The sequence below is a fragment of the Mesorhizobium sp. ES1-3 genome, from assembly GCF_020164795.1.
In the GTDB taxonomy this organism is placed as follows: Bacteria; Pseudomonadota; Alphaproteobacteria; order Rhizobiales; family Rhizobiaceae; genus Mesorhizobium.
The window spans coordinates 77,452-99,169 of record NZ_JAIUGW010000005.1 but is presented as its reverse complement, the minus strand read 5'-3'; the positions used below and the strand labels follow the sequence as shown (position 1 = coordinate 99,169).

General features: G+C 63.6%; 24 protein-coding genes. 9 read left to right on the top strand and 15 right to left on the bottom strand.

The features are described from left to right. The 3 genes from LB536_RS09725 to LB536_RS09715 all read right to left on the bottom strand — a co-directional run bounded on the left by LB536_RS09725 (nt 1) and on the right by LB536_RS09715 (nt 1,826). Entirely contained in the window at nt 1-264 is a 264-nt protein-coding gene (locus tag LB536_RS09725; RefSeq protein ID WP_140754603.1) for an ArsR/SmtB family transcription factor, read from the bottom strand. Between the two features lie 31 nt (nt 265-295). Next, complete coding sequence (locus LB536_RS09720; protein WP_140754601.1) at nt 296-1,543, bottom strand: MFS transporter; 1,248 nt, start codon at nt 1,541-1,543, stop codon at nt 296-298. 88 nt (nt 1,544-1,631) lie between these two features. After that, nucleotides 1,632-1,826 (bottom strand): DUF1192 domain-containing protein, encoded by a 195-nt coding sequence (locus LB536_RS09715; protein WP_224591410.1) that lies wholly within the window; start codon nt 1,824-1,826, stop codon nt 1,632-1,634. Nucleotides 1,827-1,948: 122 nt separating this feature from the next. Here LB536_RS09715 and LB536_RS09710 point away from each other — a divergent pair, with 122 nt between their 5' ends. From LB536_RS09710 to LB536_RS09700, 3 genes are all read left to right on the top strand, one after another. Then, nucleotides 1,949-2,959 carry an NAD(P)H-quinone oxidoreductase gene (locus LB536_RS09710; RefSeq protein WP_224591408.1) on the top strand — a complete coding sequence of 337 codons (1,011 nt, stop codon included), beginning with the start codon at nt 1,949-1,951 and terminating at the stop codon, nt 2,957-2,959. Nucleotides 2,960-3,120: 161 nt separating this feature from the next. Continuing rightward, nucleotides 3,121-3,261, top strand: coding sequence for a DUF1127 domain-containing protein (locus LB536_RS09705; RefSeq protein WP_140754595.1), 141 nt, complete (start codon nt 3,121-3,123; stop codon nt 3,259-3,261). Between the two features lie 456 nt (nt 3,262-3,717). Continuing rightward, complete coding sequence (locus LB536_RS09700) at nt 3,718-4,413, top strand: DUF1013 domain-containing protein (RefSeq protein WP_015315358.1); 696 nt, start codon at nt 3,718-3,720, stop codon at nt 4,411-4,413. 201 nt (nt 4,414-4,614) lie between these two features. On the opposite strand, the gene LB536_RS09695 is transcribed toward LB536_RS09700, so the two are convergent. The 4 genes from LB536_RS09695 to LB536_RS09680 all read right to left on the bottom strand — a co-directional run bounded on the left by LB536_RS09695 (nt 4,615) and on the right by LB536_RS09680 (nt 6,723). Continuing rightward, on the bottom strand, nt 4,615-5,334 hold the full coding sequence (locus tag LB536_RS09695; protein ID WP_224591406.1) for a helix-turn-helix transcriptional regulator: 720 nt from the start codon (nt 5,332-5,334) through the stop codon (nt 4,615-4,617). Between the two features lie 72 nt (nt 5,335-5,406). Further along, nucleotides 5,407-5,814 carry a hypothetical protein gene (locus tag LB536_RS09690; RefSeq protein ID WP_224591404.1) on the bottom strand — a complete coding sequence of 136 codons (408 nt, stop codon included), beginning with the start codon at nt 5,812-5,814 and terminating at the stop codon, nt 5,407-5,409. A 66-nt stretch (nt 5,815-5,880) separates the two neighbouring features. Next, the gene (locus LB536_RS09685; protein ID WP_224591402.1) at nt 5,881-6,471 is read right to left on the bottom strand and encodes a DJ-1/PfpI family protein; all 591 of its coding nucleotides are present in this window, start codon (nt 6,469-6,471) and stop codon (nt 5,881-5,883) included. Between the two features lie 84 nt (nt 6,472-6,555). Next, nucleotides 6,556-6,723, bottom strand: coding sequence for a hypothetical protein (locus LB536_RS09680; RefSeq protein ID WP_224591401.1), 168 nt, complete (start codon nt 6,721-6,723; stop codon nt 6,556-6,558). 265 nt (nt 6,724-6,988) lie between these two features. On the opposite strand from LB536_RS09680, the gene LB536_RS09675 reads away from it, so the two are divergent. Further along, nucleotides 6,989-7,942, top strand: a complete 954-nt coding sequence (locus LB536_RS09675) for a ring-cleaving dioxygenase (protein WP_224591399.1) — start codon at nt 6,989-6,991, stop codon at nt 7,940-7,942. A gap of 116 nt (nt 7,943-8,058) precedes the next feature. Then, on the top strand, nt 8,059-8,220 hold the full coding sequence (locus LB536_RS09670) for a hypothetical protein (RefSeq protein ID WP_140754587.1): 162 nt from the start codon (nt 8,059-8,061) through the stop codon (nt 8,218-8,220). A 26-nt stretch (nt 8,221-8,246) separates the two neighbouring features. On the opposite strand, the gene LB536_RS09665 is transcribed toward LB536_RS09670, so the two are convergent. From LB536_RS09665 to tkt, 7 genes are all read right to left on the bottom strand, one after another. Beyond that, nucleotides 8,247-8,963 carry an SGNH/GDSL hydrolase family protein gene (locus LB536_RS09665; RefSeq protein WP_224591398.1) on the bottom strand — a complete coding sequence of 239 codons (717 nt, stop codon included), beginning with the start codon at nt 8,961-8,963 and terminating at the stop codon, nt 8,247-8,249. A gap of 154 nt (nt 8,964-9,117) precedes the next feature. Further along, nucleotides 9,118-9,861 carry a DUF899 domain-containing protein gene (locus tag LB536_RS09660; RefSeq protein ID WP_140809679.1) on the bottom strand — a complete coding sequence of 248 codons (744 nt, stop codon included), beginning with the start codon at nt 9,859-9,861 and terminating at the stop codon, nt 9,118-9,120. A 178-nt stretch (nt 9,862-10,039) separates the two neighbouring features. Then, nucleotides 10,040-11,065, bottom strand: coding sequence for a class I fructose-bisphosphate aldolase (locus tag LB536_RS09655; RefSeq protein ID WP_224591396.1), 1,026 nt, complete (start codon nt 11,063-11,065; stop codon nt 10,040-10,042). Nucleotides 11,066-11,212: 147 nt separating this feature from the next. Beyond that, the gene (locus LB536_RS09650; protein ID WP_224591394.1) at nt 11,213-12,409 is read right to left on the bottom strand and encodes a phosphoglycerate kinase; all 1,197 of its coding nucleotides are present in this window, start codon (nt 12,407-12,409) and stop codon (nt 11,213-11,215) included. Between the two features lie 156 nt (nt 12,410-12,565). Continuing rightward, on the bottom strand, nt 12,566-14,446 hold the full coding sequence (locus LB536_RS09645) for a potassium/proton antiporter (RefSeq protein WP_140754577.1): 1,881 nt from the start codon (nt 14,444-14,446) through the stop codon (nt 12,566-12,568). Between the two features lie 187 nt (nt 14,447-14,633). Beyond that, entirely contained in the window at nt 14,634-15,644 is a 1,011-nt protein-coding gene (gap, locus tag LB536_RS09640) for a type I glyceraldehyde-3-phosphate dehydrogenase (protein WP_140809673.1), read from the bottom strand. 213 nt (nt 15,645-15,857) lie between these two features. Beyond that, nucleotides 15,858-17,849, bottom strand: coding sequence for a transketolase (gene tkt / locus LB536_RS09635; RefSeq protein WP_224591393.1), 1,992 nt, complete (start codon nt 17,847-17,849; stop codon nt 15,858-15,860). Nucleotides 17,850-18,109: 260 nt separating this feature from the next. Between tkt and LB536_RS09630 the strand changes: the two genes are divergently transcribed. From LB536_RS09630 to LB536_RS09615, 4 genes are all read left to right on the top strand, one after another. Next, on the top strand, nt 18,110-18,382 hold the full coding sequence (locus tag LB536_RS09630; protein WP_006200774.1) for a DUF4164 domain-containing protein: 273 nt from the start codon (nt 18,110-18,112) through the stop codon (nt 18,380-18,382). Between the two features lie 11 nt (nt 18,383-18,393). Continuing rightward, nucleotides 18,394-18,759 carry a cell division protein ZapA gene (locus tag LB536_RS09625; RefSeq protein ID WP_140754571.1) on the top strand — a complete coding sequence of 122 codons (366 nt, stop codon included), beginning with the start codon at nt 18,394-18,396 and terminating at the stop codon, nt 18,757-18,759. Nucleotides 18,760-18,963: 204 nt separating this feature from the next. Then, entirely contained in the window at nt 18,964-19,623 is a 660-nt protein-coding gene (locus LB536_RS09620) for a peroxiredoxin (RefSeq protein WP_140509714.1), read from the top strand. Between the two features lie 158 nt (nt 19,624-19,781). After that, a complete protein-coding gene (locus LB536_RS09615) occupies nt 19,782-20,642 on the top strand; it encodes an MBL fold metallo-hydrolase (protein WP_224591391.1) in 861 nt (286 codons plus the stop codon). Between the two features lie 84 nt (nt 20,643-20,726). On the opposite strand, the gene rpoH is transcribed toward LB536_RS09615, so the two are convergent. Continuing rightward, complete coding sequence (gene rpoH, locus LB536_RS09610) at nt 20,727-21,638, bottom strand: RNA polymerase sigma factor RpoH (RefSeq protein WP_015315375.1); 912 nt, start codon at nt 21,636-21,638, stop codon at nt 20,727-20,729. Nucleotides 21,639-21,718: the final 80 nt, after the last annotated feature.

Sequence of the window (21,718 nt, the reverse complement as noted above, 5' to 3'; positions counted from 1 at the left end):
TCAGGCTTCCCAGAATTGATCGAGCCAGATGTTGAGTCTCAGGAAGCCGGCATTGCTCACCGTATAGACACGCCGCGTGCCTTCAGGTTTGGCATTGACCAGTCCGGCGTCGAGCAACACTTTCAGATGCTGTGATACGGCCGGGCGGGAGACTGGCAGCCCGGCCGCCAATTCGTTGACGGTCTTCGGACCGCGTCGAAGTTCTTCCAGAAGATGGCGCCGGTTGGGGTCGGCGATCGCCATGAAGGCGTCGGAAAACATCATGCTTCATTTGTGAGGCAAAGTTTTTCAAATCTCAACTGTTTGCTTCTGCTTTTCTTCTCGGATCGAGCCGCAATGCTTCCGGGGTCACCGAGCGGTCGGCCGGCTGCGTCTTGAAGGCATCGCGGTCTTCGATCGGCACCGGCGCGCGACGGCTGATGCGCAGCAGCGTGTAACCAGCCAGCGACAGGTGCGCGAAGGCGGTCGCCAGGAACAAGCCCTCCGGGCGCATCCAGCCCATCAGCGCCGCCGCCAGCAACGGGCCGATCATGGTGCCGAAGCCGTAAAGCAACAGCAGTCCACCCGATACCTTGACGAAATCCTCCGACCGCGCGTGGTCGTTGGCATGCGCCACGGCGATCGAATAGAGCGTGTAGGCGAAAGCGCCATAAGCGGCGGTGAAGATGATGACGAAGATGCCAGAGCGCGGTTCGAACAGGAAGATCATGAGTGCGAATAGCGCGGCGCCGAATGCGGCGCCGGCCAGCACGAAACGCCGGTCGGTCTTGTCGGAGAGGCGCCCGGCCGGAAGCTGCATGGCGGCACCGGCAACGACCACAAGGCTCATCATCAAGGCGATCTCGGCAGTCGGGATGCCGATGCGGGCACCGTAGACCGCGCCTAGCGTGCCCCAGGCGCCGTTGGCGATGCCGATCAGCACGCAGGCGATCGCCGACACGGGTGAGTTGGCATAGAGGCCCTTGACGTCGAGCTTGACGTCCTGCAGCGGCTTGGGGTGGGACGCCGTCGACACAGCGGTCGGGATCAGCGAGAGGCAGAACAGGATGCCGGTGATCATGAACAGCGATGCCGATTTGACGTCGCCGCCGGCGACGATCATCTGGCCGCCCATGATCGAGGCGTAGGTCACCATCATGTAGAGGCCGAAGACGGTGCCGCGGTTCTCGTTGGTGGCTTTCTCGTTCAGCCAGCTTTCGATGACCATGAAGGCACCGGCCATGGTGAAACCGGTAAAGGCGCGCAGCAGGATCCAGACATATTCGTCGATGATCAGGCCGGTGAGCAGCGCCACGATGGCACCCGACGCTGCAAAGGCACCGAACGCGCGCACATGTCCGGCTCGGCGCACGATGCGCGGCGCAAAGAAACAGCCGGTGACGAAGCCGCCGGCCCAGGCCGTGCCCATCAGGCCGAGCGAAGCGGTCGAGAACCCTTCCACCTGGCCGCGCAGGGGCAACAGCAGCCCGTGCAGTCCCGATGCCGCCAGAAGGAAGGCGGTGCCGCGAAGCAGGGAAAGGATCGGTCTGTAGGCTGCGAGCATTTTTTGATCCGGCTGAGGACTGGGAGGGACGCAGGTTCGAAGACAGTCGCATTCGGGCTTTTCGGCGGCGGACGGTTACCGCAGCGAATTATCCGCAGCGGAACAAAGCCTCGGCGGCCGACTTGGTGTTGTCCTTGGTCTTGAGTTCGGCTTCCAGCCGGGCGATCTCGTCGCGCAGGATGCCGATGCGCTCGGACAGTTCACCGACGGAAAGCAACGACAGGTCCTGCCCGATCTCGTGCGGGCGCGCCTTCTTCTTGGGTTCGTCGTCGAAGATCGCCATCGTTGCTCCTCCTCCGCCAGACCAGATTGGCCATTTGCCTGATTTGCCAATGAGCATACATAGGGCAGGGGCGTCGATGCAAACAGCCGGTAAGAGTGCGGCGAGGAAAGACGGGAAACTTCATGGCGAGCGGACAGAAAATTCCGGCACGGATGACGGCGATCGCGATCTCGGAGCCGGGCGGCCCCCGGGTGCTGAAGCCGGAAACGCGCGACGTGCCGCTGCCCGGCCCCGGCGAAATCCTGATCAAGGTCCATGCCGCCGGCGTCAACCGGCCGGACGTCCAGCAGCGCAAGGGCGCCTATCCGCCGCCGCCCGGCGCATCGGACCTGCCGGGTCTCGAAGCGTCGGGTGAAGTGGCGGCGCTTGGCGACGACATATCGCGCTGGCGCATCGGCGACCGGGTCTGCGCGCTCACGCCCGGCGGCGCCTATGCCGAATATGTTAGGGTTCATGCAGGCAGTGTGCTGCCGCTGCCGGCGGGCTTCACCCATACGGAGGCGGCGGCGGTGCCGGAGAACTATTTCACCGTCTGGCACAATGTCTTCGAGCGCGGCGGACTGAAGAAGGGTGAGACGCTGCTCGTCCATGGCGGCTCGTCCGGCATCGGTACCACGGCGATCCAGCTCGGCTCGGCCTTCGGCGCCTATGTCATCACCACCGCCGGATCCAAGGAGAAATGCGACGCCTGCCTGAAGCTCGGCGCCGACCACGCGATCAACTACCGCGAGCAGGATTTCGTCGCCGCGGTCAAGGAGGCTACCGAAGGCCGGGGCGCCGACGTCATCCTCGACATGGTCGGCGGCGATTATGTCCAGCGAAACTACGAGGCCGCCGCCATCGAGGGCCGCATCGTGCAGATTGCCGTGCAGGCAGGTGCTGTGGCGACCGCCGACTTTTCCAAGATCATGGTCAAGCGGCTGACCCATACGGGTTCGACGCTGAGGCCGCGTACCGTCGAATTCAAGGCAGCGATCGCGGCGGCGCTCGAGGCGCAGGTGTGGCCTCTGCTGGGCACGCGCAAGGTCGCTCCGGTCATGGACATGATCTACCCGCTCACCGATGCCTGGAGGGCGCATGAGCGGATGGAGGAGGGTGAGCACATCGGCAAGATCGTGCTCGACGTCGGCTAGGCCAACATCCCCTGAATGGGGTCGCTGCCTACAAGGTGAACAGAAGCTTAATGGTGCAATGCAGCATTTGCATCATTGCTATGCAAAATCAGCCATTCAAGTCCTCATCGATGATCACTATTTGAGCATCATCGAAACGAACCCAATTCAGGAGGACTACCATGAACCCGATCCGCGCTTTCCGTAACTGGCGCATGTACAACGAGACCGTTCGCGAACTGAACCGCCTCAACGCACGCCAGCTCAGCGACCTCGGCATCAACCGCGGCGACATCGAACGGATCGCCCGTCAGGCGACCTGATTGCAAGCGCGACCCGCCGCAAGGCAGGGTCGCAATGCAGAGCCGCCGCGGACGCCTGTCGTCGCCGGTTCCGAACCCGCTGGACCCTGTCCGGCGGGTTTTGTCTTTTGGGGGCAGAAAAAATAGTGGCAGAGGCAATCGTGCCGTCCCTATCGGGCACAAGGGCGAACCCTGGATGGAGGCGGCGGCAAGCGCCAACATCACCGTGAAGACCGGACGAACCTATCTCGAACGGATATTCGCCAAGACCGGAACACGCCAACAGAGCTAGCTTGTCGCGTTGCTCAAGGGCACGGAACCGTTCCGGTAACTGCCGGTTCGCGGTTTCCGGTGGGCTTCTCCAAAAACATTGCGAAACAGGCAGGGAACGGTTATACAGGCCCCGAATTTCCCATTTTGGTGGCTCTAAACCACCGCCCGCGCGGGAACGCGGGCGAACGAGAAGGATTTTTAAAAATGGCCAATACGCTGCTGATGCCCAAGGCGACCGCCGTCTGGCTGGTCGACAACACCGCGCTTTCCTTCGAGCAGATCGCGCAGTTCTGCGGGCTGCATCCGCTCGAGGTCAAGGCGATCGCCGACGGCGAATCGGCGCAAGGCATCAAGGGCATGGACCCGATCATGACCGGTCAGCTGACCCGCGACGAGATCGCGCGCGCTGAGAAAGACCCGAACCAGCGCCTGAAGCTTTCCGACCCCAAGGTGCGGGTGCCGGAATCCAAGCGCAAGGGTCCGCGCTACACGCCGCTGTCGAAGCGCCAGGACCGGCCGAACGCCATCCTGTGGCTGGTGCGCAATCATCCCGAACTCAAGGACGCGCAGATTTCGCGCCTCGTCGGCACCACCAAGTCGACGATCGAGCAGATCCGCGAACGCAAGCACTGGAATTCGGCCAATCTGCAGCCGATGGACCCGGTGACGCTAGGCCTCGCCTCGCAGATCGACCTCGACATGGAAGTCAACCGCGCCTCGCGGGGCCGCGAACAGGCGCAGCCGGTCGGCGACACGCTGCTGCCGGCGGCATTGACCGAGCGGTTGGTACCAGCGCCGGAGAAGCCGAAGGACGAGGATGCGGAACTCGACGCCAATGCCGTGTTCGCCAAGCTGTCGGCGCTGAAGTCGAAGGATACCGACACGGACGACGAGGAGTAGGCAGCGCCTCTTCCTTCTCCCCTTGTGGGAGAAGGTGGCCGAGCGAAGCTCGGTCGGATGAGGGGTGTTCCAGCTTGGCACCGACGCACTCCGTCGCGCACCCCTCAACCGTCTCGACGCCGCGCGCCGATCCACCGCCCTGGGGCGAGCCGCTGGTCTCGCCCGTCCTTCCGACCCCACAGGGGGAGAAGGAAGGAACCGTCAGCTTCGCGCCGCGCGGTCCGGCGCCATGCCGTAATCCTCGCTGCGCTCCACCGCCCGGTAGAAATCGGCAAGCTGCTTGCCGCGTTCGGGCTTGAAGATGCGCCCGGCGATGACCACGGAGGCGATGCGGTCGATGCGGAAGGCACGGAAATCATCGCGCATCTCGCACCAGGCGACCAGCGTCCACACCTTGCCCCAGAACCACAGGCCGAGCGGCCTGATATCGCGCGCGGTGCCCCGGCCGGCTTCGTCCGAGTAGTCGATGGTCAGCACCTGGCGCTTTTCGACCGCGCGCTCGATCAGGTCGATCGCCTCGCGGGCGGCATCGCTGACCACCCACATCGGCGTATGGATCTCGGTGCGGGCAATGCGGTCCTTTTCTGCATCGGGCAGCACGGCACCGATCTTGATCAGCGCCTCGTCGGCAGCCCGCGCCATCGCGGCGCCGCCAAAGGCGCGCACCATGCGCGCGCCGGCAACCAGCGCCACGATCTCGTCACGCGTGAACATCAGCGGTGGAAGGTCGAAGCCCTCCCTCATCATGTAGCCAACGCCGGCCTCGCCGTCGATCGGCACGCCCGTCGACTGCAGGTCGGCTATGTCGCGATAGATGGTTCGCTCGGAAACCTCGAGCCATGTGCCGAGCTTCTGGGCGGTGACCAGACGGCCACCACGCAGATGCTGCACGATCTGAAAGAGCCTGTCGGCGCGGCGCATCGTTTGCTTCCCCAGTGTCTTTCCTGTGCATGCCGTGGCTCCCGGACCGGATCCACTTCCACATGGCATGCATTACGGTTTCAGCCCTTCGCGCTTGCGCTGCGCGGTGACGAAATCCGCGCCGAAGGACAGTTTACTCGTTGTCGGCGTCGTCGCATCGAGCACGCGCCAGAAGGGTGCGATGTCGCGGAGAGTCATGCCGCGCTCAAGGTCCTCATTGGCGGCTTCGGCGACCGTGCGCAGATGATAACCTATGGTGACCGGGCATGTCACTTCGGCACCGTGCTCGATGGCAAGGGCCGTGCGCAACGCGCGGACATCCATCTCGACGCCTTCGGGAATCGAGCGGATGAAATCGTCGACCTGACGCGCGGTCGGCACCAGCATCGGCTGGCCTTCGACGACGCCCCCCACCGTGCGCGGCGTTGGTTTCACGCCGTTGATGCCTGGTGTGTTCAGCCTGTCGTTCCAACTCTTCATCGATCGTCCTCTCGGCCGGCCAGGCGCATCATCCCACCATCGCACGCACCTCCTGACAGCATACTGTCAGGAGGCTTCAGCATACTCCTTGGCGAACAGCGTCCGCATCTGCGCGAGTTCGCTGCCTTTCTCGGGATAGAGCGTCCGCAGGAAGGCAAGGGCAAAGGTGCCCGGTGCCGAACCCGGCGCGGACACGATTTTGCCGTCAGCCACGGCATGCGGTACATCCTGATAGTTCAGGTCGCCGCCATAGCCGGCCTCGTGACGGTTGATCCAGTCACGGCCGTTGCTGGTGTGCCTGGCGTTCTCGAACATGCCGGCGCGGGCCAGCGCAAGCGTTCCCGCACAGATGCCGCCAACGACACCGCCGCGCCTGGCGACGGCCGTCAGCAGTTCGGAAGCATCCGGCGGCGCCTTGGCCGCCCACTGGTCGGAACCGATGACGGCCACGGCATCGAGATCGGTATTCTCATCGTCGCTGGCCGACCGGTCTGGCGTCAGCCGAAAACCGCTGATTCCGGTCACCGGCTTGCCTTCCGGCGTAATCGACACGGCGCGAGCGCCGAACCATTCGACCGCCGAGGCTGCCAGCAGCCCGTACTCCCAATCGGCAAAACCCTCGATGAAAAGAAAGCCGATTGTCTTCTGATCGGGCATGAGCTCGCTCCATCCCTTGCGCGCCAGAACTGGTATCTGGGTGCTGACAGGTCAGCATCCAACTGCTGCGCTGAAAATTTCGTCTCAATTGCCGTGATGGCGACGCTCGGCATACATGTCAGGCCAGCCGATATCCTTGCGGATGTCGGCGGGCAGCGCGTCCATGAACCGCTGGGTCCGGATCTCGTTGCGCATCGTGCGGATCTTGCCGACATAGTGCTGCATGCCGTGTAGAATGGTAAAGCCGTTCATGACCAATCTCCTCTCTCTGACTGCAAACAGTATCGCACACCCCTCCTGACAGCAGTCTGTCAGGAGGATGGCAGGTCGTGCGACGACAGTTCCGTTCTTGCCGTGACGGGTCAGGCGAGCGCGGATTGTTCACCATGAGGAGACCAATCGGGGCAGTATTGTCCATCGATTGGTGACGGACTGTCGGGATAGGCGGCCTTCAGCGGCGTGACGGGAGTTCTGATATGAAGGGAGAAAATTCTTCCCCAAAAACAGGGAGACGACCATGAGCCTGCAACTGACGGGAATTCACCATCTGACCGCCATCACCGCCAATGCGCCCGGCAATCTTCACTTCTACACGAGGGTGCTGGGGCTGCGGCTGGTCAAGAAGACGGTGAACCAGGACGACACATCGGCCTACCACCTCTTTTATGCCGACGGCGAGGCAACGCCGGGTACCGACCTCACCTTCTTCGACTGGCCGATCGGCCGCGAACGGCGCGGCACGCACAGCATCGCGCGGACCAGCCTCAGGGTCGGCAGCCGGGAGAGCCTTGCCTGGTGGCAGCAGCACCTTGCCAGCGAAGGCATCGTGACAGGAGAGATTACCGATATCGGCGGCTATCCCAGCCTGGATTTTGAAGATCCCGAGGGCCAGCGTCTGCGGCTCGTCAGCGATGGCGGCAAGGGCGGCAGCCATCCCTGGGCGCAGAGCCCGGTGCCGGCGGAGCATCAGATCCGCGGGCTCGGGCCAATCGTCATCAGTGTTCCCGACATCACCAACACCGAGGCGGTGCTGACCAGCGTGATGAACATGCGTAAGGTCCGCGACTATGCTTCGCCGGACGGTGAGGGCCAGGTCCACGTCTTCGAAATGGGCGCGGGCGGGCCGGCAGCGGAGCTTCATGTCGCCGTGCAGCCCGGGCTTGCGCCGGCTAGGCAAGGCGCCGGTGCGGTTCACCACGTCGCCTTCAGGGCGCCGAACCAGGAGACGCTGCATCAATGGACGGCGCGCCTGGCCGAATTCCGGCTGCCGTCGAGCGGCGAGGTCGAGCGCTATTACTTCCGCTCGCTCTATTTTCGCGAGCCGAACGGCATCCTGTTCGAGATCGCCACCGACGGGCCGGGGTTCACCGCCGACGAGCCGCTGGAAACGCTCGGCGAAAGCCTGGCCCTGCCGCCGTTCCTGGAGGCAAAACGCGCTTCGATCGAGGCTGGCCTCAAACCGCTGAAGTAGATCGCTGAGCGGTCAAGGCGGGCGCCGCGTTCCGGTCCGGGATCGCGGCGCCCTTTCTTTCCCGGAGACGGAACGAACCGCTTTGACAGGTGACAGCGTTGCTGGTCAAAGGCGGCATGACCAAACTCCTCGCCCTTGTCATTGTCGGGTTCATGGTGATCCAAATCATCAAGCCGGTCGGTTGGCCCGGGCTCAAGCGCCGCGCCGATTTCTGGAAATTGGCATTGCTCGCCATGGCGGCAATCTCGCTGGCGGCCGTGCTCGGGCATTTGACATAGGCCCTCGCGACACCTGTCGTCGGCTTTCAGTCCGCGAGCACAGGGCCGACGAGATGTTCCGCCCAGGCCCGGTAGCCGGCCTCCGAGGCATGGAACCCGTCGGAGGCAAAACCGGCCTCGGGATTGGTGATCGGCAGGCGCGGCGCCGGCACCGCGCCGCGTTCCAGGCAGAGGCGTTCGCCCATCCGGTTCATCGCGGTGGCGCGGATCTCGAGGATCTTGCCGAGCAGCGACGGCATGGCCGGCGCACGCGTGAACTCCAGCACCGGTGACCATACCACGCGCGCCTCCGGCCATTTGGCGCGCAGCGCATAGAGCAGGCCGCCGAACTCCTTCTTGAAACGCGGTACTGAATGGAAGTTCTTGGTATCGTTGGTGCCGATGGCGAGCACGATGTGCGTCCACGGATCGGCCGACAGATTGGGCAGGACATGGTCGCGAATCTGGCCCGATGTCGCCGAATTGAAGCCGGCTGCACGCCAGCGCACAGCGCTGCCGGTGCGCTGTGCAATCAGGACGGCGAGCTGCGCGGCAAGTCCGTTTTCGGAATTGCCGATGCCGACCGACGCGGCTGAGGAATCGCCCAGCACCAGCAGCGAGATCACCGGCGGGTTGCCGGCGAGATCGTGCATGACCGGGCCTCGCGCCGGCAGCATGCGCGAGGTGCGGCGGCGCACGCCCAGCCCCTGCCAGACATAGACAGGGAAGGCGAGCCAGGTGAGAATGGTCGGAAAGCGTCGCATCGCTGGTCCATTGAGCTGGTTTGCGACCAGCATCTAATGCATGTCACGGGCGAGGTGAACGAGCATTTCCGGCGAAAACAGAATCGCCTCGAACGCTCTACCCCTTTGCTTTACGCTATTTCGAACGCAAAACCGCTCCGCACTTCGGTGGACTCTAGCCGTCGTGGCGATCGCGCTCCGCTTGCGGCTCGCCTGCATATTCGTCGTGCAGCCGCACCCAATCCATCAGGTTGCGATAGAGGCCGGTCTCATCGCGGCCCTTCGGCGTCAGGTCCAGATAGTGGTAGGCGCCGATCAGTTGTTCGCCGCCGCGGGCACGCGAAACGAATGTCAGGAAGGTGTCGCCGTTCTCGTCCCTGTAGAAAACGCTGATGCCGGGGAGCTCCTTCGATGTCCGGGGACGGGTTTCGAAATTATAGGTGGTGTCGCCAGCCGCGATCTGCCTGTCGGTGAAGGAAACCTGCATGTCGAAGTTGAAATCCGACGCATAGGACGACACCCAGTCGAACTTCCAGCCCATGCGCTGCTTGTAGGGCAGCAGTTCCGCCAGCGGCGCGCGTGAAACCACGACCACCGAGACATCGTGATGCCTCAGATGCTGATTGGCTCCGTCTATATGGTCGGCAAGGAACGAGCAGCCCTCGCAATGATGCGTACATCCCGGTCCAAACATGAAGTGGTAGACGATCAGCTGGCTGTTGGCGCCGAACAGGTCGGAAAGTTTCTTCGGCCCCTGTTCGGTTTCGAAGACATAGTCCTTGCGGATTTTCAACCAGGGCAGTTCGCGCCGCTCGGCCGCAACGCGCTCGCGTAACCGTGTCAGTTCCTTCTCGCGGGCCAGATGTGCCTTATGAGCCTCGAACCAGTCTTCGCGCGAAACGACCTTGTTGCGGTGCATGAACTTCTCCCTGTCTGCACCCCAAGGACGTACGGGATGGGCGCAAGCCGACATCGCCGCTGCCAGGAATGCCCAGAGCAAATAAGAATGCGAACGCCTTGCCCCAAGGCCGGTGCGCCAAAACAAAAAACCCGGGCATGTCGGCCCGGGTTTGAAGGAAAGGAATAGCAGGGGATCTTCAGGCAGCCTGTTCCAGGCTCGCCTTCCATTTACCCAGCGCCGCCAGATGGTTCATGTGGGCGCGATGGGTGAAGGCGGCCTGGCCAGCAGCGACATTCGAGGCCTTGCCGCTCCAGGCCTTCTGCGGCGCGGCCTGCAGCGCGCGGCCATAGGAGAAGGTCAGCTTCCACGGATGCGGGCCGATGGCGTTGATGGCATTGAGGTTGGCGGTCGCCTCCTCGTCCTCCTGGCCGCCGGAGAGGAAGGCGATGCCCGGCACCGCCGCCGGCACCGTCTCGCGGAACAGTTTTATGGTTTTTTCGGCTACTTGCTCGGGGCTGTCCACCGTGCCCGATTTCTTTCCCGAGAGCACCATGTTGGGTTTCAGGATCGTGCCTTCGAGCAGGACACGGGCGGCATAGAGTTCGTCGTAGAGCCTCGTCAGCGTCGCCTTGGAAACCTCGTAGCAGGTGTCGATGTCGTGGGCGCCGTCCATCAGCACTTCAGGCTCGACGATCGGCACGATGCCGGCTTCCTGGCAAAGGGCGGCATAACGGGCAAGCGCATGGGTGTTCGCGCCGATCGAGGTGGCCGAGGGCACGCTCCTGGTCGTGTCGATGTCGATCACCGCGCGCCATTTGGCGAAGCGGGCGCCGAGCTTGTAATAGTCGGCAAGGCGCTCGCGCAGGCCGTCGAGGCCTTCGGTGATGGTGTCGCCGGGAAAGCCGGCCAGCGGCTTGGCACCGGCATCGACCTTGATGCCGGGAATGGCGCCTGATGCCTTGATGATGTCGACCAGCGGCGTCCCGTCGGCGGCCTTCTGGCGGATGGTCTCGTCGTAAAGGATGACGCCGGAAATGTACCGGGTCATCGCGTCCTTGGTGCGGAACATCATCTCGCGGTAGTCGCGGCGGCTGTCGGCGGTCGATTCGACGCCGATGACATCGAAGCGCTTCTTGATGGTGCCGGAGCTTTCATCGGCGGCCAAAAGGCCCTTGCCGTTGGCCACGATCGCGGCGGCAATGTCTTCGAGACGTTCGCTCATGGTTGCTCTCCTTGACGGTATCGTTCGCGTTTAACGGAACTCTACCGCCAAAGGAATGATGCCGGAAAGCTCGAATCGATTGAAAGTCGCCGGCGCTGCCGCCGGCTCCCCTCGAGTTGATCGGATTGTCGGCGAGCGCCGACCGCCTCAGCGCTTGAGCACGTCGACGCCGGGCAAGGGCTTGCCTTCCATCCACTCCAGGAAGGCGCCGCCGGCGGTCGAGACATAGGTGAAGTCGTCGGCCACACCGGCATGGTTGAGCGCCGCCACCGTGTCGCCGCCGCCGGCGACCGAAACCAGCTTGCCGGCCTTTGTACGCGTGGCCGCATGCTTGGCCGCAGCCACCGTGGCGTGATCGAACGGCTCGATCTCGAAGGCGCCGAGCGGACCGTTCCAGACCAGCGTCGCCGCACGATCGATCCACTCGCCAATCGTCGTCACGGTTCTGGCGCCGACATCGAGGATCATGCCATCGGCTGGCACGTCAGAGATGGCGACGGTCTCGCAGGCCGCACCCGCCTTGAATTCCTTGGCGACGACGCCGTCGACCGGCAGGATGATGGCGCAGCCGGCCTCGGCGGCTTCGATCATGATCTGCTTGGCGGTCGGGGCCAGGTCATGCTCGCACAGCGACTTCCCGACATCGGTGCCGCGCGCGGCGAGGAAGGTGTTGGCCATGCCACCGCCGATGACCAGCGCGTCGACTTTCTTCACCAGGTTCATCAACAGGTCGATCTTGGTCGAGACCTTGGCGCCGCCGACGATGGCGACGACCGGACGGACCGGATTGCCCAGGCCCTTCTCCAGTGCCTCGAGTTCGGCCTGCATGGTGCGACCGGCAAAGGAGGGCAACAGGTGCGCCAGCCCTTCGGTCGAGGCATGGGCGCGGTGGGCGGCGGAAAAGGCATCGTTGACGAAGATGTCGCCATTGGCGGCAAGCCGTTCGGCAAAGGCCGGGTCGTTCTTCTCCTCGGCCTTGTAGAAGCGGGTATTTTCCAGGAGCAGCACGTCGCCCTTGTCCATGGCGGCGACAGCGCTGCCTGCCGTGTCGCCGACGCAATCGCTGGCGAAGCCGACGGGGCGGCCGAGCACCTCAGCGGTTGCCCTGGCAATCGGCTCCAGCGAGAATTCCGGCGAAGGACCTTCCTTGGGACGGCCGAAATGGGCGAGCAGGATGACCTTGGCGCCCTTCCCGGACAATTCGGCGATGGTCGGAGCGATGCGCTCGATGCGGGTGGCATCGGTGACCTTGCCGTCTGCGACGGGAACGTTGAGATCGACGCGCACCAGCACGCGCTTGCCGCTGATGTTGCCGATATCGTCCAGTGTCTTGAAGGCAGCCATGCCGGTTCCTTTCGTCTGAAAATCGCCGGGACCATACCCCGCATCGGCGGCGATGCAAGGCTTTGGCGGGGTCGGACGCGAAATTTTGAAACGGGCGAGGGCATAGTCCGTGAAGACGCCCGGAGTATATCTGGGGTGGTGCAACGATCGCCCGCGTCAGCTTTCGGCCGATGCCTTCTCGACCGGAGGCTCAGGGGCGTCATCCGCCTGTGCCGTTACCTGCGCCCCGGCCGGCTTGCGCCACTTGCGGATAAAGGCACCGAGACGGTCGCCGATCTCGCCGGCGCTCAGGAAGACAGGCACGCGCGCCACCGGTGCGGTCGGCTCGAAAGAGAGGCCGAGACCTGTGATCCTGCCCTTGTCGTCGACATCCCTGACGATCAGCTCGATCGGGCCAAGCAGAACCCGGTCGGCATATTCGGCATGGCCGCCGAGCCGCGCCGTGACCAGCGCGCCGACTGTTTGCTTCTGCTCGGCCTCGGTGAGACCGGGCGCATAGGCGACTTCCAGTTCGGCGGCGGAGCGTTCGGGGTCGACGGCGAAGGCGCCGAAAAAATCGGCATCCTCCGGATCGACCACGGCGCGGCTGGCGAACAGCTTGTCGAGCAGGCGCGGATAGCGGTCGGGCACGAAGATGTAGACCTGATCGCCGGCAGCGAGCCGGCCCATGTCCTGGAAACGCATCGAGCGGCCGTCACGCAGCACCAGCGAGGGCCGCGCCCAGCGCGGGATGCGCTCGCCGCGCGCCACCGGGCTGCCTGGCGCCACACGATAGGCAAGGAGTTCGTGATGCGCGGAGCCGGGCAGCTCCAGTTCGACCTTGTCCAGAGGTCCGAGCCGCGCCGGCACGATCAGGCCCAGGCGACGCGCCAGCGGACCGACGGTCCAGCCCTGGATGACCAGCGACACCAGAACGATGATGAAGGCGGCGTTGAAGATGGTGCGGCCGTTCTCCAGCCCGCCGAGCAGCGGTGTGATGGCGAGCAGGATGGATACGGCACCGCGCAGCCCGACCCAGGAGACGAAAGCGACTTCGGGACGCGGCAGGCGGAACGGGACCAGGCAAAGCCACACGGCGACAGGTCTGGCAATGAACATCAGGAACAGGCCAAGGGCTATCGCAGGCACCATGATCGCCGGAAATTGCGAGGGCGTCGCGAACAGGCCGAGGATGAGGAACATGATGATCTGCGCCAGCCACGACATGCCATCCTGGAAACGCTTCAGGATGGTGACGGCGCGGATGTCGGAATTGCCTGCGATGAGCCCGGCGATATAGACGGCCAGGAAGCCCGACCCGCCAATCGCGCCGGCGGCGGCGAAGACCATCAGCGACAGGGTCAGCACGAAGATCGGCAGCAGGCCATGGTCGAGGTTGAGCCGATCGACCAGGCGCACGATGGCGAGGCCGCCAAGCACGCCGACGATGGCGCCGAGGCCCATGTTGACGAGGAAGCCGAGGATCAGATTGGTGACCAGGACATTGGCTTCGGGATTGGCATGGGCGGCGATGACCTCGACCAGCGTGATGGTCAGGAAGATGGCGATCGGGTCATTTGTGCCCGATTCCACCTCGAGCGTGGAGCGCACGCGCTCGCGCAGATTGATCTCGCCGGCGCGCAGCAGGAAGAATACCGCGGCCGCGTCGGTCGAGGCGACGGCGGCGCCGAGCAGGAAGGATTCCAGCCAGCTGAGGTCGAGCAGGTAGTAGGCGGCGGCGCCGAACAGGCCGGTGGTGAGAAGCACGCCGAAGGTCGCCAGCGACAGGGCTGGTCCTGCCGCCTGCCGCAAGGCGTTGAGCGGCGTGCCGAAACCGGAATCGAACAGGATGACGGCGAGCGCCAGTGAGCCGGCAAAATAGGCGATACGGGCATTGTCGAACTGGATGCCGAGGCCGTCGGTTCCGGTGGCGAGCCCGATGCACAGAAACAGGAGCAGGAGTGGGGCGCCGAAGCGGAAGGCGATCAGGCTCGAAAACGCGGCGGCGACGACAAGCGCTGTGCCAACCAGCGTGACGAGATAGATCGCATGCTCCATCCGTGATTTGCCCCTCGAATTCCTCTGCCTCCTGGCTTTACGGCAGAGTGGGGCGAAGGCGTGACCAGTGCAAGGCGGGAGGGTGGTTTTTTGCCCAGCGCCGCTGATTTTCGCGCTGCTGCTCCGGTAAACGAAAAACGCCCGGACGAAGCCGGGCGTTTCGAGTGTCGAGGAGACGGATCTTCGATCAGGCGATGGTCTTGCCGAAAGCGACGGCGGTGTCGCCCATGCGGTTGGAGAAGCCCCATTCATTGTCGTACCACGACAACACCGAAACGAAGTTGCCGTCCATCACCTTGGTCTGGTCGAGCGCCATGATCGAGGAGCGCGGATCGTGGTTGAAGTCGATCGACACGTTCGGGTGATGGGTGACGCCGAGGATGCCCTTCAGCTTGCCGTTGGACGCGGCGATCACCGCCTCGTTGATTTCCTGCACCGTGGTCGAACGCTTGGCGATGAACTTGAAGTCGACGACCGAGACATTCGGCGTCGGCACGCGGATCGAGATGCCGTCGAGCTTGCCCTTGAGGTCGGGCAGGACGAGGCCGATGGCCTTGGCGGCACCCGTCGAGGTCGGGATCTGCGACAGGGCGGCGGCGCGGGCGCGGTAGAGATCCTTGTGCATGGTGTCCAGCGTCGGCTGGTCGCCAGTGTAGGAATGGATCGTCGTCATCATGCCCTTTTCGATGCCGACCGTCTCGTGCAGGACGGCCGCGAGCGGCGCCAGGCAGTTGGTGGTGCAGGACGCATTCGAGATGACGATGTGGTCCTTGGTCAGCTTGTCGTGGTTGATGCCGTAGACGACGGTCAGATCAGCTCCGTCGGCAGGCGCCGAGACCAGCACGCGCTTGGCGCCGGCGGTCAGGTGGGCGGCGGCCTTGTCGCGGGCGGTGAAGATGCCGGTGCATTCGAGCGCGATGTCGACGCCGAGTTCCTTCCACGGCAATTGCGTCGGGTCCTTGATCGCCGTGACCTTGAACTTCTCCCTGCCGACGGTGATCTGGTCGCCGTCGACCGACACTTCATGGGGGAAACGGCCGTGCACGCTGTCAAAGCGCAGCAGGTGGGCATTGGTCTCGACCGGGCCGAGATCGTTGACGGCGACGACATCGATGTCCCTGCGGCCGGACTCATGGATGGCACGCAGGATGTTGCGGCCGATGCGGCCAAATCCGTTGATGGCAACTCTGACGGTCATTGTTCTCTCCCTGGGAGCTGGAAGGCAGACGATTGGTCCGCAGCTTCATAGCGGCGGACGGGCGAAGAATCCAGCCGCAGCGGGCTGGATTTAAATCGATTAGGTTAGGCCAGTCCAGCGAAACCGCTTTTCACGCGATCTCGCCGGGGATTTTGTTTCGTGCATGTCGTTATCCCAAAACCGCGATACACTTTTGGGCGACATGCCCGGGCCTCATTTGCCGTGCAGGCGGGCTTCCGCTGCCTTGGCAGCCGCATCGGCGGTGATACCGAAATGCGGATAGAGCTGCTCGATGGTGCCCGAGGCACCGAAGCTGGTCATGCCGATGAAGATGCCATCGGATCCGATGAGATGATCCCAGCCCTGGCGGATGCCGGCCTCGATCGCCATCTTGATCGGTGCCGAACCGATCGTCTTCTTGCGATAGGCGCCGCTCTGCTTGTCGAACAGTTCGAAGCAAGGCACCGAGACGACACGGGTCGGGTGGCCATGCTTTTCCAGAAGGTCGCGGGCGCCGAGTGCGATCTCGACCTCGGAGCCGGTAGCGAAGATCGTCACCGCGGCTTCACCGCTGGCGGCGGCGAGTTCATAGGCGCCCAGGCTGCTCAGGTTGTTTTCGGTGAACTCGGTGCGCACGGTCGGCAGGTTCTGACGGGTCAGCGCCAGCGTCGACGGCGTCTTTTCGGATTCGAGCGCGATCTGCCAGCATTCAGCGGTTTCGACCGCGTCGGCCGGACGGAACACATTGTGATTGGGAATGGCGCGAAGGGCCGCCATGTGCTCGACCGGCTGGTGGGTCGGGCCGTCTTCGCCCAGACCAATGGAATCATGGGTCATGACGAAGATCGAGCGGATGCCCATCAGCGAGGCAAGCCGCATCGACGGACGGGCATAGTCGGAGAAGCACAGGAAGGTGCCGCCATAGGCGATGAGGCCGCCATGCAGCGTCAAACCATTGATGGCCGCCGCCATGCCATGCTCGCGAATGCCGTAGTGGACATAGCGCTGGCCGTAGTCGTCCGGCGTGATGTTCTTGGTCTGGCTGGTCTTGGTGTTGTTGGAGCCGGTCAGATCGGCAGAGCCGCCGATGGTTTCTGGTACCGCGCCGTTGATGACTTCCAACGCCATCTCGGAGGACTTGCGAGTGGCGACCTTCGGCTTGTCGGCCGTAAGCTTCTTCTTGTAGTCGACGATGACGGCGTCGAAGTTCGCCGGCAGTTTGCCCGCGGTGCGGCGCTCGAACTCGGCCTTCAGCTTCGGATCGGCCTTGGCGAGGCGGCCTTCCCAGTCGGTGCGCGCCTTGACGCCGGCCTTGCCGGCGGTGCGCCAGGCATCGAGGATGTCGGCCGGGATTTCGAAGGGCGGAGAATCCCAGTTGAAGAACTTGCGCGCGCCGGCGATCTCGTCGGCACCGAGCGGCGAGCCGTGCGCCTTGTTGGTGCCGGCCTTGGTCGGCGCGCCGAAGCCGATGGTCGTCTTGCAGGCGATCATCGTCGGCTTGTCGGAATGGCGGGCGGCCTCGATGGCATAGGCGATCGCTTCGGGATCGGTGCCGTCGATATGGCTGGCGTTCCAGCCGGAGGCCTGGAAGCGCGCGACCTGGTCGGTGTTGTCGGCGAGCGAGACCGGGCCGTCGATCGAGATGTTGTTGTTGTCCCAGAAGACGATCAGCTTGTTGAGCTTGAGGTGACCGGCAAGCGCGATGGCTTCCTGGGAAACACCTTCCATCAGGCAGCCGTCGCCGGCCAGCACGTAGGTGTAGTGGTCGACGAGGTCGTTGCCGAAGGCGGCGTTCATGATGCGCTCGCCGAGCGCGAAGCCGACCGAATTGGCGAGGCCCTGTCCGAGCGGGCCTGTCGTGGTTTCGATGCCGGTGGCATGACCGTATTCGGGATGGCCCGCCGTTTTCGAGCCCAGCTGGCGGAAGTGCTTGATCTGGTCGATGGTCATGTCTTCGTAACCGGTCAGATGCAGCAACGAATAGAGCAGCATCGAGCCATGGCCGGCCGACAGGATGAAGCGGTCGCGGTCGGCCCAGTGCGGGGCCTTGGGGTCATATTTCAGGAAGCGGGTGAACAGCACCGTGGCGATGTCGGCGCAGCCCATGGGCAGGCCGGGATGGCCGGAATTCGCCTTCTCGACGGCGTCCATGGAGAGAAAACGGATCGCATTGGCCATCCGGTCATGTTGTTCACGCGACGTCATGGTACCTCCAGGGTGGGGGTTTGGGGGCTTGGGAGAGCCCTTGAAAAGGGTGCGCGACACATAGCAGGCGCGGGCTTTTAGTCAACAAATCGGGTGCAGATTTGCCGGTCTTGTGATGCCGCAGGCAGGCCTACTTTAGCGTTAGCGGGGGACAGTCGCGAGAGCTTTGTTGACGTTGCCTTCACCCGGTGCCTAATGTTTCCTGGATAACGCGTTCTGAACGCGAACGATTCGGTGATGGGCAGGGCAGGACGAAGGCCATGACCGGGGAAACCACGCTCAAGGAAGTAATCGCCAGGCTGGGTAAGGCCATAGAAGGGCTGGAAAACGCCGTCGCGGCCAAGCTCGAGCATGAGCGGGACTATTCGGAAGCCGAGGCCGAAGTGCAGCGGATGAATGCCGATCGCTCCCGGCTGGCGCAGGAGCTCGACAATTCCGAAGCGCGCGCCGAACGGCTGGAAGACGCCAACAAGGAAGTATCGCGACGGCTGGTGACCGCGATGGAAACCATCCGCGCCGTGTTGGACAGATAGGAGCTGGCCCGATGGCACAGGTCACGGTTTCAATCGACGGCAAGCAGTACCGCATGGCCTGCGACGAGGGCCAGGAAGAGCATCTGATCGACCTCGCCGAACGCTTCGACCGTTATGTCTCGCATCTGAAGGATTCTTTTGGCGAGATCGGCGACCAGCGGCTGACCGTCATGGCCGGCATCATGGTGATGGACGAGCTCTCCGAGCTGCAGAAGCGCGTCAAGGGCATGGAGAGCGAGGTGCTGACCTTGCGCAAGACGCGCGACGAGGCGCTGACCAAGGCCGACAAGAGCGACAGCGTGCTGACCAACGCTCTCGGGGCCCTGGCGCAGCGCATGGAAGATCTGGCGACGTCGCTGGCGATCAACAAGGCCTGAGGCGCGCCTCCCCGATCCCTGACGTCTGTCTCATGCCCGATGTCACGCTCTATTTTTCGCCCCGCAGGCGCGGAAAAATTTTGCCCGTCGGGCGATAGCCGTCATCTCCGGCGTTTAATCAGTCACGCTGCGGTGGTACGATTAGGTGCCGGCGCCGGCCGGCAAAAGAATGCCGGCTATATTTCACAAGGGTAGGGATAGGTCATGAGTCTTCGTATCAACGACATCGCGCCGGACTTCACCGCCGAGACCACGCAAGGGACCATCAAGTTCCATGACTGGATCGGCGACGGTTGGGCGATCCTGTTCAGCCATCCGAAGAATTTCACGCCGGTCTGCACGACCGAGCTTGGCACGATGGCGGGGCTCGAGGGCGAGTTCAAGAAGCGCAACGTCAAGATCATCGGCATTTCGGTCGACCCGGTCGAAAGCCACGGTAAATGGCAGGACGACATCAAGACGGCGACCGGCCATTCGGTGCATTATCCGCTGATCGGCGACAAGGACCTCAAGGTCGCCAAGCTCTATGACATGCTGCCAGGCGGCGCCGGCGAAACCTCGGAAGGCCGCACGCCCGCCGACAATGCTACCGTGCGCTCGGTCTACGTCATCGGACCGGACAAGAAGATCAAGCTGGTGCTGACCTACCCGATGACGACGGGGCGCAACTTCGACGAGATCCTGCGCGCGGTCGATTCCATGCAGCTCACCGCCAAGCACCAGGTGGCGACGCCGGCGAACTGGAAGCAGGGCGAGGACGTCATCATCACGGCCGCCGTTTCCAACGAGGATGCAATCAAGCGCTTCGGCGCCTACGAGACCATCCTGCCCTATCTCAGGAAGACCAAGCAGCCTTCCGCCTGAAGCCAGCGTGTCGGAACAGTTTTTGGCTTTTCCGCTCCTGCGAGCCAAGTCATGCTTGACTGGCCCGCAGGAGCGGACAACGATGCTCCCAATGGGTTCCGGTAGAGAAAATCGTTCCTGCCGGCCTTGGGGTAAGGGAGCCGGATGTGGATGTAGCTTTGGCCAGGCCTTTGGTCAGCGGCTTCTATGACAAGCCGACCGGGGCCATCCAGTATGTCGTCGCGGACCCCGCGACGAAGCGATGCGCCATCATCGATCCGATCCTTGATTTCGACGAGAAATCCGGCGCAACTGGTACGAGGAGCGCGGATGCCCTGCTCGATTTCGTCGGGGAAAATGGGCTGGAGCTCGAATGGATCCTCGATACCCATCCGCACGCCGACCATATCTCGGCGGCGCATTACCTGAAACAGAAGACCGGAGCGCCGATGGCGATCGGCGACAGGATCGTCGACGTCCAGGCGCTGTGGAAGGTCATCTACAACTGGCCGGATTTTCCCGCCGACGGAACGCAGTGGGACAGGCTGTTCGCGGAGGGCGAGACGTTCCGGATCGGAACCCTTCCGATCAAGGTGCTGTTCTCACCCGGACATACGCTGGCGTCGATCACCTATGTGGTGGGGGATGCGGCCTTCGTGCATGACACGATGTTCATGCCCGACAGCGGCACGGCGAGGACGGATTTTCCCGGCGGCAGCGCCGCGCGGCTCTGGCGCTCGATCCAGGATATCCTGGCGATGCCGGACGAGACGCGCGTCTTCGTCGGCCATGATTATCAGGCCGGTGGCCGCGAACCCCTGTGGGAAAGCACGGTCGCGGCACAGAAATCCACCAACATCCATCTTGTCGCCGCGCGCACAGAGGCTGAGTTCGTCGCGCTGCGCGAGGCGCGCGACCGCACATTGCCGATGCCGCGGCTGATCCTGCATGCGCTGCAGGTCAACATGAACGGCGGGCGGCTGCCGGAACCGGAAGCCAATGGCCGGCGGTACCTCAAGTTTCCGCTGGATGGGCTTTGAGGCAACCGTGGCTCCGGCTGCGGCGTACAAAAAGGCGGCGCCAGTTTCCTGGCGCCGCCGTTTGTTTCGTAGTCGATCCCGGCTTTACGCCGCTGGCTGTGCCTCGATGGTGCGCAGCGCCTGCATCTGGCGCTTGGCGGCGGCCTTGACGGCATCCTGCACCTTTTCGAAGGCGCGCACCTCGATCTGGCGAACGCGCTCGCGGCTGATGTCGAACTCGGCCGACAGTTCCTCAAGCGTCAGCGGCTCCTCGGCGAGGCGACGCGCCTCGAAGATGCGCCGCTCGCGATCGTTGAGCACGGCCAGCGCGCCCGACAGCATGCCGCGCCGGTTTTCCAGCTCGTCCTGCTCGATCAGCATTTCTTCCTGGCTTTCGTGGTCGTCGACCAGCCAGTCCTGCCATTCGCCGGACTCGCCTTCCGTCGCCCGGATCGGCGCGTTGAGTGACGCGTCGCCGGACAGGCGGCGGTTCATCGACACCACTTCGGCCTCGGAAACGTTCAGCCGCGTGGCGATCTCGGCGATCTGGTCGGGCTTGAGGTCGCCATCGTCCAGCGCCTGGATCTTGCCCTTCACCTTGCGGAGATTGAAGAACAGACGCTTCTGGTTGGCGGTCGTGCCCATCTTGACTAGGCTCCACGAGCGCAGGATGTATTCCTGGATCGAGGCCTTGATCCACCACATGGCGTAGGTGGCGAGGCGGAAACCGCGCTCGGGTTCGAATTTCTTGACGGCCTGCATGAGGCCGACATTGCCTTCCGAGATCACTTCGCCGATCGGCAGGCCATAGCCGCGATAGCCCATGGCGATCTTGGCGACGAGCCTCAGATGGCTGGTGACGAGCTTGTGCGCGGCCGTGGTGTCTTCATGCTCGGCATAACGCTTGGCGAGCATGTACTCTTCCTGCGGCTGAAGCATGGGAAAGCGGCGGATTTCTTCGAGATAGCGGCTGAGGCCGCCTTCGCCGGAAACGATACTGGGTAATGACTGGGCCATGATAGCGCCCCCTCTCTATTGGAGTGATGCCCCCGAAACGCGGCGGGCATGTGACGCGAGCACCAAAAGGCTCGCCCGCG